Raw genomic sequence first — 12,892 nt, 5'->3', positions numbered from 1 at the left:
AGCGGATTCCTCGCCAACTTCGGAATGCACCTCGAAGGTAGCAGCCCTCCTGGCCAAACAAAAAGGCCGCGCCTCGCGGCGCGGCCTTTTTGTCGGTGGGAGCCGACCCTGTCGGCGATGAGCGCTTGCCTCGACCTGGCCCGCTGCCGCGGGATCGCCGACAAGGTCAGCTCCCACCGGCCGGCAAGGTCGGCTCTCACCGATCTTCGCCGGCCAGGTCGGCTTCCACCCTTCCAGCCGTCAGCTGAAGAGGTGCTGCACGCCGGCACGCTCTTCGCGGAGTTCCTTGTCGGTGGCGTCGATGCGCGCCTGGGAGAACTCGTTGATCTTCAGGCCCTGGACGATGGCGTACTTGCCATCCTTGACCGTCACCGGATAGCCGAAGATCACGCCCGGCTCGATGCCGTAGGAACCGTCGGACGGAATGCCCATGGAAACCCAGTCGCCTTCGGCCGTGCCGAGCGCCCAGTCGCGCATGTGGTCGATCGCGGCCGAGGCGGCCGAGGCGGCCGACGAGGCGCCGCGGGCCTTGATGATCGCCGCGCCACGCTGCTGCACGGTCGGGATGAAGGTGTCGGCGTACCAAGCCTGGTCGACCAGTTCGAGCGCCGCCTTACCCTTCACGGTGGTCTCGTGGAGGTCCGGGTACTGCGTGGAGCTGTGGTTGCCCCAGATGGTGACCTTCTTGATGTCGGTCGTGTGCGCACCGGTCTTCTCGGCCAGCTGCGACAGCGCGCGGTTGTGGTCGAGACGGACCATCGCCGTGAAGCACTTCGGATCGAGATCCGGGGCGTTCTGCTGGGCGATCAGCGCGTTGGTGTTGGCCGGATTGCCGACGACGAGCACGCGCACGTCGCGCTTGGCGTGATCGTTGAGCGCCTTGCCCTGCGGACCGAAGATGGCGCCGTTGGCTTCCAGCAGATCCTTGCGCTCCATGCCCGGGCCACGCGGACGCGCGCCGACGAGCAGCGCATAGTCGACGTCCTTGAAGGCGACGTTCACGTCGTCGGTGGCGACCACGCCGGCCAGCGTCGGGAACGCGCAGTCGTTGAGCTCCATCACCACGCCCTGCAGGGCCGGCAAGGCCGGGGTGATCTCGAGCAGGTGCAGGATCACCGGCTGGTCCGGACCCAGCATGTCGCCGGCGGCGATACGGAACAGCAAGGCATAACCGATCTGGCCGGCTGCGCCGGTGACGGCAACGCGAACGGGTGCTTTCATCTTTCGACTCCTCGGGGATATCGCTTGGGACTGACGATCAGTTCAGTTCGGCGAAGAACTCGACGATACGGGCCATGCCCTTGTCGAGTGCCTCGTCGGGACAGGAATAGGAAATACGCAGCGCGCGTGGCTCGCCGAACGCGGAGCCGGGCACGCAGGCCACGCCCTTGGCTTCCAGCAGCGCGGCGCAGAAGTCCACGTCGGATTCGATGGACACGCCATGGTGCTTCTTGCCGAAGGCCACGGAGATGTCCGGGAACGCGTAGAACGCGCCCTGCGGACGCGGGCAGACCACGCCAGGAATGGAAACCAGTGCGTTGTACACGCGGTCGCGCTTGGCCGCGAACTCCACGCACTTCGCCGCCGGAACGTCCTGCGGACCGGAAAGCGCGGCGACGGCCGCGGCACCGACCACTTCCGGAAGGCTGGTGATGTGATTGGAGTTGAGCGTGGTGACGGCGAGCGCCACGGCTTCCGGCGCGGCGATGAAGCCTACCCGCCAGCCCGGCATGCCGTAGGTCTTCGACAGCGAGTCGACGAAGATCACGCGGTCCTTCAGTTCCGGACGCACGTGCACGAAATTGTGGTAGCCGACACCGTCGAACACCATCGTGTTGTAGATGTCGTCGGTGATGATCCAGGTATCCGGATACTTCGCGATCACATCGGCCAGCGCGACGATTTCGTCACGCGTGTAGACCATGCCCGTGGGATTGGACGGGTTGTTGAACAGGAACACGCGCGGCTTGCGTGCCAGCGCGGTATCGAGCTGGGCCGGCGTGAGCTTGTAGTGCTGCTCCGGCGGGCACGGCAGGATGTTGATCTTCGCGCCGACGATCTCGGCGATGTCGAGGTAGCTGGTCCAGTACGGCGCCGGGAAGGCGATCTCGTCGCCTTCGTCGAGCAGGGCCTCGGCGAGGTTGTAGAGCACCTGCTTCGCGCCCACGCCGGTCGTCACGTTGGCGCGGGTGTAGCCGGTGAGGCCAAGGGCCTCGATGTGCGCCAGGAAGGCGTCGATGAGCGCGTCGGCGCCACGATTGCTGCCGTACTGGCCCGAGTCCTTCGCCAATGCCTCGCGGGCGGCGGCGTAGACGTGCTCACCGGGGAGGAAATTGGGCACGCCGATCGAGAAGCTGACGATGTCGCGCCCCTCGGCTTTCAGGCGCTTGGCCTTCTCGGCAATGACCATGATCGCACTGGGCTTGGCGCGACCCATACGCTTGGCGAGCTGCGGCATCGTTTCCTCGGCGGGGGATGGGCAAAGGCGGGCATTTTAACACGGGGTGCGGAGGTCTGGCCGCGCTGCCGCGCGGATCGCCGCTGAAGCGGCTCCCACGCAAGACCTGCCGCACCCGTGAGGCCTGCCGCACCCGTGGGCGAAGTCTCGCTGCCCGTGGGAGCCGCTTCAGCGGCGATACCCGGACACGAAAACGCCGCCCACGGGCGGCGTTTTCCCCTCGATGCACCCTCGCCCGCCTCAGCGCGCGTCGAGCACCTCGTTCCATTCCTTCACCTTGGCCGCCTGCTTTTCCAGCAGCGCGTCCACGTCACCCTCGACCGTCACCTTCTGGATGGTGTCGTCGCCGACGATCTTGTTGACCACGGCCTGGTCTTCCGGACCCACGACCTCGCCGAACACGCTGTGCTTGCCGTCGAGCCACGGGGTCGGGCCGTGCGTGATGAAGAACTGCGAACCATTGGTGCCCGGGCCGGCATTGGCCATCGAGAGGATGCCCGGCTTGTCGTGCTTGAGGCTGGCGTCGAATTCGTCGCCGAAGCGGTAGCCCGGGCCGCCACGGCCCGAACCTTCCGGACAGCCGCCCTGGATCATGAAATCGGGGATCACGCGATGAAACGACAGGCCGTCGTAATAGCCGCGCTTGGCGAGGTTGACGAAGTTGGCCACCGTCATCGGGGTCTTCTCGTCATGCAGGCGCAGGTGAATGTCGCCCTTGTTCGTCTTCATGGTGACGTTGATGGTCATCGCGATTCCTGTAACTCGTTGAAAGTCGGCCCGGTCGCTTCGCGCGGCCGGGCCGGGGGGCTGCAAAGGCTACCGAAGATGGCGTCCCATTCCCAAGAGTTCAAGCAAGAAGGCGTGACGAAGGCCTCAAGGCAAGGGCAAGCCCAGGTTTTCCGCGGTCAACGCACCGGGACCGCGGGGACGTGCCTCGCGCACGGCCGCGTCCTCGGGCAGCGGCCGGCCCTCGGCCACGTGGGCCCAGGCCCGGTCCAGCGCGGCGTATCCGAACGGCAGCAACGGTACGTGACGGTCGCCGAAATCCGGGAACGCCAGGAAGGCGTCGAAATGCTGGGCATACGGCACCTTCCAGAACACCGGCAGGCGTCCCGACGCACGCAGCCACGCCACGTAGGGCTCGGAACTGAACGCCACCGGGATTAACCCGTCCTGCGCGCCATGGACGACGAGGATCGGCAGGCCCGCACGCGGAAGCCGGGCCAGCGTGGCCTCGACGCCCTGGCGCAAGCCCTGCGCATCCGGGCCCTGCCCGGTCCACAGCTCGCGCAGGCACAGGTTGCCGGGCAGGGTCGGATCGAGCGAGAGGTCGGTGCCCCCCGCGAGCGCCACGCCCGCGCCAGGAGGCACGCCCGAGCCATCGGCCCACCAGGCGGCGCGGACGATCGCGCTGGCCGGGTCCGCCAGCCCACCGCCCGGATACTGTGCGTGGTACGAGAATCCACAAGGCATGCGGCCCACGGGTCGTCTCAGGTATGCCGACGCGTAGGCGGCGGTCACCGCGCGCCAGAGATCGAGCGAGGTCGACGAGGCACCCACCGCCAGCGCATCGTCTTGCCATCCGGATGCACGCAGCATGGCCAGGGCCTCGGAGGCCTGCGCACCCGGCGTCGCCGCGGTGAGCTTGCCGTGGGCCCGCAATGACGCGCAGCGCAGCGCCCAGGCCGGCGGTGCGGCCGTGGCCACGCGGGCGAAGGGCACGCCATCGAACGTCGACGCGGCGAGCGCGCACGGAAGCAGCAGCGCGGCCTCAGTGGCGTAGTCGTAAAAGGCCCGGCCATGGCCGGGCACATGGATGTTCGGTTCCATCGCGACGACCGCGGCGAGCATGTCGTCCTCGTCGTCGCCCGCCGCACGCAACACCGCGCCGCCACCGTTGGACAAGCCCGTGGCGATGATGCGCGTGTTGCGCGCCGTGAACGGCGCCTCGTCGGGAAAGGCGCGATCGAGCATGGCCAGGCCGAATCGCGCGGCCTGCAACACGTGGTTGCCCCAGTCGGCTTCGGGGTTGTCGCCCGAGTGCGCATGCTTCACGGCGATGCCGGCGTCCGGCGCCGCTCCCACGGGTTCGAATTCCAGCGGAGCCTCGCCTGCCTTCGCCCGCGTGCCGTCCAGCGCGACGCCGGTGCCGTCCGCCGTATCGAAATAGCCGGCGCCCGTGCCCTTGTCGGTGTATGCCACGGCGCAGCCTCGCGGCAGGCCCCAGCCGCCGGCCAGCGCGATGGCGCCGTAGATGCCGCGCGATCCCGACGACGCCGTGACGACGAGGCAACGTTTCGTGCGATCGAAACCATCCGGCACCTGGACCAGCACGCGATGCGGAACGCCCGCACCCGGCAAGGTCGCGAACGCGGTGAACTCGCGGCCGGGCACGCTCGGCACCTGCCCATAGAGCGTACCGAAGCCACCGAGCGGACCGAGATCCGCGATGCCCTTCCAACTGGCCTGGATGGCTCGGCGGCGAAGTTCCGCCGGGGTCGGCGCGGCGGGCCGGGCAAAGGCCGCGGGCGTACCGGCGAGTCCGCGCAAGCCGAGTCCCGCGCTCAACAGATCGTCGCCGTCGCGATGCGTGGTGACACGTACGTCGCCGAAGCGGTCAGGTGTGGACATGGCCTCTTTCCTCGTGGCGGGCACCGTCGCGCAGGAGAGGACACCGAACGAAGCGGCGGCGATGACGGCCAGGGAGAAGATGCGTGACATCGGCGCACGATAGCAAGCGGCCCGCCACGCGCCATCGTACGAAAGGGCAACACGCACTCGACGGAGCCGCGTTACACCGCTACCGTCGGCGACGATGAACCGTATCCTCGTCGCCGACGACCATCCCCTCTTCCGTGCCGCGCTCCGGCAAGCGGCCGCCGCGGCCGTGCCCGATGCCGACGTGTCCGACGCGGCGGACCTGGCGGGATTGCTCGCCGCGCTGGCCGCCGCGCCCGACACCGACCTCGTGCTGCTGGACCTGCGCATGCCGGGAAGCCGCGGCCTCTCGGGGCTGGCCGCGTTACGCGGACAATACCCGGGCGTCGCCGTGCTGGTGGTGTCGGCTCACGACGAGCCGTCCGTGGTGCGCCGTGTCCTCGCGCACGGCGCCGCGGGCTTCATTCCCAAGAGCGCCGATCCGGCGACCATCGCCGAAGCGGTGCGCAACGTGCTGGACCACGGCCACTGGTTGCCCGCCGAGTTGGCGCGCGCGGTCGCCGCGCTCCCCGTGGATGCCCACGACACCGCCCTCGCCGCCCGCCTGTCACGGCTCACGGAACAACAATTCCGCGTGCTTTCGATGCTCGCCGAAGGCCTGCTTAACAAGCAGATCGCCGACCGGCTGAGCGTGCAGGAGCGCACCGTGAAAGCACACGTCACGGCGATCTTCGAAAAGCTCGAGGTGCGCAACCGCACGCAGGCGGGCGTGTTGCTGCGCTCGCTGGACCTGGGCGGGACGGAACCCTGACGGACGACCGAAGCGGCTACGCCCGTGCGACCAGGCGTTGCATCGCTTGCCGCATCGCCAGCGGCTTCAGCGGTTTGTAGAGGACACTTCCTCCCGCTTCCTGGAGTCGTGCGCGCAGGTCCACATCGCGGTCGGCGGTAACGAACACCGTGGGCACGTCGCCGAAGCGCGCGCGCAACACACGCAAGGCATCGAGCCCCGTACGTCCCGCGTCGAGGTGGTAATCGAGCACGAGCAGGTCCGGTCCGGTCGCCTGCCCTTCGGGCGTGCGCAAGGCGTCGACCGTCCAGCCGAGGCCTCGCAGCAACGTCGCGGTGGCGGCGAGTGCCGCCGGATCGTTGTCCACGACGATCGCGTGGCCGGTGACCGCCGCCACGAGCGCGGGCTGCGGCGGTGCCTCGTTCGCGCCACACGGGGCACCGGGCGCGACGACGTCGAAGACGCTGCCGCGCCCTGGCCAGGCGCGCAACGCCAGCGGGTGGCCCAACAGGGCCGCCGTGCGCTCGGCGATGGCGAGTCCCAGACCCAGGCCTTGTCCTGCCGCCGCGTCGCCCCGGCGGAACGCCTCGAAGATCACTTCGCGGTCGCCGGGCGCGATGCCCGGCCCGGTATCCCACACCTCGATGCGCATTCCACCACCCGCCCGGCGGCAACCCAACAGCACGCGCCCGCCTTCGGCATAACGCAATGCGTTGGCGAGGAAGTTCTGCACGACCCTGCGCAGCAGCTGCGGGTCGGTACGCACCCATGCGCGGGTCGGCACGCAATCGAAGCGGATACCCCGTTCCGCCGCGAGCGCACGACTTTCCGCCGCGAGTGGCCCGATGACGTCGGCGAGCGCCACGTCGACGACACGCGGCTCCAGCCTGCCCCCTTCGAGACGCGCGATATCGAGCAAGCCGGCAAGCAGGTTCTCCGTGGCGGCCAGCGCACCATCGAGGTGCCGTGCCGTTTCATCGTCGCCGTGCCCCGAACGCAAGGCATGGGCGAAGAGTTGCGCGGCATGCAGCGGTTGCAGCAGGTCGTGGCTCACCGCCGTGAGGAAGTGTCCCTTGGCCTCGTTCGCCTGATGGGCGGCAGCCATCGCCTGCTGCAGCTCGACCGTGCGTTCGGCCACCCGCAACTCGAGGGTCTCGTTGGCGCGGATCAGTTCGTCCTCGGCCTCGCGGAACGAGGTGACGTCGGTGAAGGTGGCGACGTACCCTCCGCCCGGCATCGGATTGCCGCGGATTTCCACCACCGTTCCATCGGGGAAGCGGCGCTCGGCCAGGTGCGGGGAACCACGGCGCATATGCGCCATGCGGCGCTCCACGCGCGAGTCGATGTCACCGGGGCCGATCAAGCCATTGGCGACGTTATGGCGGACGAGGTCGGAGGCCGGACGGCCGACCCGCAACATGTCCGGTGGGTAACCGAAGAGTTCCGCATAGGGCCTGTTCCACGCCACCAGCCGCAAGTCCGCATCCACCACGCAGATGCCCTGGCTCATCGTTTCCAGGGCGGCTTCGAGCACGCGCTGGTTGAAGCGCAGGTCCTGGGTCGCTTCGCCGACGATCGCGGCGACGGTATCCAGTTCGTCCTGGCGTTGACGGTGGACCACCTGCAACAGCAGGCGGGCCGAACCGGCGCCGATCACCGCCGCCAATTCGTGCTCCACGAGCGCCGCGAGCGCCCCGCCCGCGGCGCCGTGCGCGGGTGCCTCGGCGAATAAGGCATGCACGCGTTCGACCGGCAGGAAACGTGCGGCCAGCGCGCGCAGGTCGCCGACATCGACACCACCGAGTTCCGCCGAAGGCAAGGCCGCACGGCCGTAGCGCGATGGCGCGACCAGGACGATCGTGGCGATATTCGCGCCCAGCCCCAGCACCACGGCGCGGCCGAGGCGGCTCCAGTCGTCGAGCCCGAGCAGGCGATCCGGTGCCAGCCAACCGATGCCGAACGGGCCCGCCGTCACCCACGTGGGGCCCGGCGCGACCAGGGCCGGCAGCACGACGTACAGCCACACCACGGTGCCGGCGACCAGACCGGCACCCACCGCACGTGCGCCCGTACGCGGCCGGTACACGGCGATCAGCAAGGCGGGTGCGAGACCGGCCAACGCGGAGAACGAGATGCCGCCGATATCCGCCAGCGCGTCGTTGCCCGCGAGCATGCGGCTATACGCCCAGGCGAGCAGGATCACCACGACGATGGCCACGCGGCGCTGCGTGATGACCTGTCCGCGCAGGTCGCCACGCTCGTCGCGGCCCCAGCCGCCAAGCACGCGCAACGGAGCGATGAAGTGGTTCACCACCATCAGGCTGAGCGCCAGCGTGGCGACGACGACCATGCTGGTCGCCGCGGACAAACCACCGAGGAAGGCGAACAAGGCCAACCCACCCTGATGGCGTGACAGCGGCAAGGCCAGCACATAGAGATCGGAGGGCACGCCGAGCGGCGCGAGGGTGGCGTCACCCAGCTTCGCCAGGGGCAGGATCGGCAGCGAGATCAGCAGCATGTAGGCCGGAAAGAGCCATCGCGCGGTGCGCACGTGACGCACGTCGCGGCACTCCACCATGCCCGCATGGAACTGGTGCGGAAGCGTGAACATCGCCAGCGCGCCGAGCAGGATCAGGGCGGGGAAACCGCTGGCGTCGTGCGGCATGGCGGCGGCGCGCGCGACCGCGGCCGGGTCGGGCGCCGCATCGATCAGCAAGGTCCCCAGCGCGAGCATCGCGGCCAGCTTGAACAGCGACTCGAAGGCCATGGCGAGGACGAGGCCACGGTTATGCGCCATGGCCGAGGCGCGGCGCGTACCGAACAACATCGCGAACGCGGCCATCAGCAAGGCGACGTAGAGGGCGCTGTCCTGCCACGCCGGTGCCTCGGCGTCACGCCCGCGAGCGAGCAGGCCGTAGCTCATCGCCACGGCTTTCAGTTGCAGGGCGATGTACGGGACGATGCCGATCAGCATCACCACGGTGACCAGCGCGGCGAGCCCGCGATGCCGGCCCAGGCGCGCGGAAACGAGATCGGCGACCGATCCCGCGTTGTAGTCGCGTGCCATGACGACGAGCCGGCGCAACACGCCCACGGCGAACAGGTACATCAGGATCGCGCCGACGAAGGTCGGCGGCAGCCACCAGCCGGAACGCGAGGCCTGGGTCACCGTGCCGTAGAAGGTCCACGAGGTGCAGTGGATCGCCAACGACAGCGCATAGACGATCGCCCAGCGGCGTTCGAGGAAGGCGGGCTTGCGCTCGCCGAAGAGCGCCACGGCGAAGAGCATGCACAACCAGAGCGCCGCGGCGGTGGTGACGATCCAGGGGCTCATGGGTGGGGATGGCGGAGAGCATCGCCGCTGAAGCGGCTCCCACAGGGGGCTGCCGCGGCCGGGCTTCCAGAGGAAATCCCCACGATGGGGCTTCCAGAGTAAACCCACGCGATGGGGCTTCCGGAAGAGACTCCCGCGATAAGGCGATCTCCTGTGGGAGCCGCTTCAGCGGCGATTCCCCTCATTTCACGGCCGGAAGCCCCAACCCACGCAGCGCATCCACCAGCCAGCGCAACTGCACGCCGGCGCGTGTGTCGTAGTTCTCCCCCGAATAACCCCACCAGTCCCAGCATGCCTGCGGATTCAATGGCGCGAACACCGCGCGGGTCTGAGGATACAGGACCGCCACGTCGTAGACGTCCGCCCAGCGGTTGAGCCCGGCATCCTCCACGAAGGCCTTCCCGACCAGGTCCGCGTTCTGCTTGCAGCCGTGCAAGGCGACCATCACGCCACAGGGCTTCCCGGCAAGGCAATCCGGCGGCAGGTACACGTAGCCCGTCGAGGCCAGGAAGGCATCCTTGCCATCCTTCCTGTACGCATCCTGGTCGAACGCGCGAACTTCGCCGCGTGCCGTCGAGGCGGCACGTGAAGGCTTCCCGTAGAGCTTCGCGAAGATCTCCCCGGCGGCATCGAAGCCGCAATGGCCGAGGAAGGGCGAGACGGATTTGCCGCAGTCGTCGCCCTTGGCCGCGATCGGCAGGTTATGGGCGAACGCACGGTCGCCATCGTCGATGACGCTCATGCCGGCCAGGGACGGATCGGCCTTCTTCAACGCATCGTAGAAGCCGGCCGAGGCGTGTCCCACCACCGGTGCCACCAGCGCGTCCTGCGCGCCATGCAACGCGTAGATCTTCGCCGAGGCGAGCTTCGCCAGCGGGCCGATCTCTCCCTTGGCGGCGCGCACCTGCGCCTGCGCCGCGAGGGCGGCGACATCCGGCACGGGCGTTCCCTTCATGCAACTGCCCAAGGCCACGTCGAGCTTCCCCTGGGCGCAGCCGTAGGGGCCGCCGGCGACCAACGCCGCACCGTGGAAGACATCCGGATAGGCGACCTGGGCCTGGGTCGCCATGTAGGCGCCCGAAGACAGGCCCGCCACCGTGACGCGGGCCGTGTCGATTTTCAACGCGGGCAACGTGGCGGGAGCGTCGGCGGCGGAAGCGCCACCGGCGAGCAAGGCGAGGGCAAGCAACAGACGGCGCATCGTGTTCCCCTTGTCAGAAGTTGTAGCGTACCGACGCGTAGTAATTGCGCGGCATGCCGTAGTACGCCGTGCGGATGTTACCGACGCTCGAGAACTCCTGGCCATCGGTCTTGTAGACCTTGTTCGTCGCGTTGCGGACGCCGGCGCGGAACTGCCAGTGGCCATCGCCGGAATCGAAGATGCCGAACGCGCCGACCAGCGTGTACGCCTTCTGGCTCAAGGCCGCGTAGTTGTCCACGCTGAGCCAGGTCTCGGTGCGGTAGGAGGCGTCGGCGCCGACGGTCAGTGCGCCGCCTGCGAGGTTGAAGGTCTGCGTGGCGGCGACGCGTGCCGTCCATTTCGGTGAGAACGGTACGTGGTCGTGGATGGTCGGGTTGTACTGCGGGTTCGACGGATCGAGCCGCGCGTCGTCGAAGCGGTCGTACTTCGCCTTCAGGTAACCGATCTGCGTGCTCAGGCGCGTGCCCTCCCCCACCAGCGCGACGCCTTCCGCCTCGAAGCCGTCCATCTTCAGCTTCGCGGCGTTGATCACCGGAAAGGCGAAGGTCGGCGTCAGCGAACCGGGATTCTGGATCTCGGACACGCGCGCCTGGAAATCCTTGTAGTTGCTGTGGAAAGCCGCGAGGTTGGCTTGCAGGCGGTTATCCGCGCTGCGCAGCTTCAGGCCCGTCTCGAAGGTCCAGACGTATTCCGGATCGAACTCGGCCGTCTTCGCCTCGGCGGCCGAGTTGGCTCGGCCGTTGAAACCGCCCGACTTGAAGCCGCGGCTGGCGGAGACATACCACATCGTCTGCGGGTCGAACTGTTTTTGCAGGCTCACCGTCGGCGTCCACGCCGTCCAGTCCTTGTTGCGCGCGAGCGGCACGGTTTCGTTCAAGGCGGCCAGCGGCGCGCCCCAGAACGTGCTGGTCGTGCGGTCGTAATCCTTGCTTTCCCTGCTGTAGCGAATGCCGGCGGCAAGCGTCCAGCTCGGCACGAATTCCCAGTTCACATGGGCGAAACCCGCCCAGCTCTTCGTGGTGAGGTCGTCGCCGATGGTGCGCAGGAACGGCACCGTCCGGCCCGCGATGGCGAACAGGTCGTCGGCGAACGCATACTGCGTGGACGGCACGTTTTCCCGCAGGAAATACGCCCCGAACACCGACTGGACGTTACTACCGTTATCGAAGGCCAGTTGCAATTCCTGGCTGGCCTGCTTCTGGTGGAAGCCGACGAAGACGTCGCCCAGTTCGAACTGCGAGGCATCGATGTCGATATAGGATTCGCTGTCGAGCTTGCGGTACGCGGTGATGCTCTTCAGGTTCCACTGATCGGACAACTTCCAGTTCATGTTCAGCGCCACGCCCTTGTGCGTGAGCTCCTGGCCGTCGTTCGACGGGAACGAGGTCCGCGTATGGAAATTGTATTTTTCGTCGAGGTTCGGCCGCAGCAAGGTTACCGTGCCGAGGACGAGGTCGGTGCGGGTCAGCGGCGACACCGGCTGGCCGAGCGTGAGCGCCGTGTCCATCTTCGTGTAGTCGAGGGTCAGCACGCCGTCGAAGGTGTCCGAGGGATGGAAATGCAGCTTGCCGCGGATCGACTTGGTGTCGTCGTTGTTGAAGTCGTGGCCGCTGTAGTCGTGGACATAACCGTCGTTGCGCGTGATCGCCCCGGCCAGCGAGGCCGACCAGGCGCCATCCTTGCCCAGCGGCGTCGAACCGTAGAACCTGCCTTCCCGGCGGCCATAGTTACCGAAGGTGGCCTCGACGGACCCTTCCGGCGTGCTGCCCGGATTCTTCGTGACGACCTTGACCGCGCCGCCGGTGGAGTTCTTTCCATACAGCGTGCCCTGAGGTCCACGCAGCACTTCCACGTGGTCGACGTCGAACAGGCTGATGAGGGCACCCTGGATGCGCGAGTAGTAGACATCGTCCACATACATGCCCACGCCCGGGTCGAAGGTCTGCAACGCATCCGGCTGGCCGATGCCGCGGATGAAGATGTTCACCGACGACGACGAACCGCGCCCCTGCACGATGTTCATGTTCGGCACCGCGCCTTGCAGGCCGTCGATGCTCGTCGCCTGGAGGTCCTTCATGTCCTCTTCGGAAAAGGCGCTCACCGCGACCGGCACCTTCTCCAGCGACTCCTCGCGGCGCCGCGCGCTCACGGTGACCTCGGTGAGTTGCGTGGCCTCCTGCTGCTTCTTCTTCGCCTCCGTCGTCGGCGCGTTCGCCTGGCCGGCGTCCTGCGCCATGGCGGGAAGCGTGGCGGCGAAACCGATTGCCAGACCGATCGCCAGCGTCAGCGGTGCGTGCTTCATGGACATCCCCCGGATACCTGTGCGCGACGCCCCCTCGGCGCCGAATGACACGAAGCATAGGAACAGGCCGTGATGGCCACACTTGTACCTTGGTACAGTGCCGCGCCATCCCCCGCCTGCGGATACTCGCCGTCCGACGGACGCATTAG

At 68.0% G+C, this 12,892-nt stretch carries 8 protein-coding genes; 1 reads left to right on the top strand and 7 read right to left on the bottom strand.

The features are described from left to right. Positions 1-240: 240 nt before the first annotated feature. The 4 genes from ACR9Y6_RS03360 to ACR9Y6_RS03345 all read right to left on the bottom strand — a co-directional run bounded on the left by ACR9Y6_RS03360 (position 241) and on the right by ACR9Y6_RS03345 (position 5,089). A complete protein-coding gene (locus ACR9Y6_RS03360) occupies positions 241-1,221 on the bottom strand; it encodes a malate dehydrogenase (protein ID WP_481279990.1) in 981 nt (326 codons plus the stop codon). Positions 1,222-1,258: 37 nt separating this feature from the next. Then, positions 1,259-2,458 carry an aminotransferase class I/II-fold pyridoxal phosphate-dependent enzyme gene (locus ACR9Y6_RS03355; protein WP_481279989.1) on the bottom strand — a complete coding sequence of 400 codons (1,200 nt, stop codon included), beginning with the start codon at positions 2,456-2,458 and terminating at the stop codon, positions 1,259-1,261. 240 nt (positions 2,459-2,698) lie between these two features. Further along, positions 2,699-3,205 carry a peptidylprolyl isomerase gene (locus tag ACR9Y6_RS03350; protein ID WP_481279988.1) on the bottom strand — a complete coding sequence of 169 codons (507 nt, stop codon included), beginning with the start codon at positions 3,203-3,205 and terminating at the stop codon, positions 2,699-2,701. A gap of 126 nt (positions 3,206-3,331) precedes the next feature. Then, positions 3,332-5,089 (bottom strand): 3-hydroxybutyrate oligomer hydrolase family protein, encoded by a 1,758-nt coding sequence (locus ACR9Y6_RS03345; protein ID WP_481279987.1) that lies wholly within the window; start codon positions 5,087-5,089, stop codon positions 3,332-3,334. Between the two features lie 184 nt (positions 5,090-5,273). Between ACR9Y6_RS03345 and ACR9Y6_RS03340 the strand changes: the two genes are divergently transcribed. After that, positions 5,274-5,927: a response regulator transcription factor gene (locus ACR9Y6_RS03340; protein WP_481279986.1), complete on the top strand. Its 654-nt coding sequence runs from the start codon at positions 5,274-5,276 to the stop codon at positions 5,925-5,927. A gap of 16 nt (positions 5,928-5,943) precedes the next feature. Here ACR9Y6_RS03340 and ACR9Y6_RS03335 read toward each other — a convergent pair whose 3' ends face one another. The 3 genes from ACR9Y6_RS03335 to ACR9Y6_RS03325 form a co-directional block, all read right to left on the bottom strand. Next, on the bottom strand, positions 5,944-9,240 hold the full coding sequence (locus ACR9Y6_RS03335; protein ID WP_481279985.1) for a hybrid sensor histidine kinase/response regulator: 3,297 nt from the start codon (positions 9,238-9,240) through the stop codon (positions 5,944-5,946). 181 nt (positions 9,241-9,421) lie between these two features. After that, complete coding sequence (locus ACR9Y6_RS03330; RefSeq protein ID WP_481279984.1) at positions 9,422-10,441, bottom strand: extracellular catalytic domain type 2 short-chain-length polyhydroxyalkanoate depolymerase; 1,020 nt, start codon at positions 10,439-10,441, stop codon at positions 9,422-9,424. A gap of 13 nt (positions 10,442-10,454) precedes the next feature. After that, complete coding sequence (locus ACR9Y6_RS03325) at positions 10,455-12,743, bottom strand: TonB-dependent receptor (RefSeq protein WP_481279983.1); 2,289 nt, start codon at positions 12,741-12,743, stop codon at positions 10,455-10,457. Between the last annotated feature and the right edge of the window lie 149 nt (positions 12,744-12,892).

The sequence above is a fragment of the Luteibacter sp. TLI7-4A genome (genome assembly GCF_056754745.1).
Note: the sequence above shows the minus strand (reverse complement) of the source record. Positions and strands in the feature narration are given on the sequence as shown.

Coding starts and splice junctions, on each gene's coding strand:
- ACR9Y6_RS03360 (WP_481279990.1), bottom strand. CDS start 1,221: ATGAAAGCACCCGTTCGCGTTGCCGTCACCGGCGCAGCCGGCCAGATC.
- ACR9Y6_RS03355 (WP_481279989.1), bottom strand. CDS start 2,458: ATGCCGCAGCTCGCCAAGCGTATGGGTCGCGCCAAGCCCAGTGCGATC.
- ACR9Y6_RS03350 (WP_481279988.1), bottom strand. CDS start 3,205: ATGACCATCAACGTCACCATGAAGACGAACAAGGGCGACATTCACCTG.
- ACR9Y6_RS03345 (WP_481279987.1), bottom strand. CDS start 5,089: ATGTCCACACCTGACCGCTTCGGCGACGTACGTGTCACCACGCATCGC.
- ACR9Y6_RS03340 (WP_481279986.1), top strand. CDS start 5,274: ATGAACCGTATCCTCGTCGCCGACGACCATCCCCTCTTCCGTGCCGCG.
- ACR9Y6_RS03335 (WP_481279985.1), bottom strand. CDS start 9,240: ATGAGCCCCTGGATCGTCACCACCGCCGCGGCGCTCTGGTTGTGCATG.
- ACR9Y6_RS03330 (WP_481279984.1), bottom strand. CDS start 10,441: ATGCGCCGTCTGTTGCTTGCCCTCGCCTTGCTCGCCGGTGGCGCTTCC.
- ACR9Y6_RS03325 (WP_481279983.1), bottom strand. CDS start 12,743: ATGAAGCACGCACCGCTGACGCTGGCGATCGGTCTGGCAATCGGTTTC.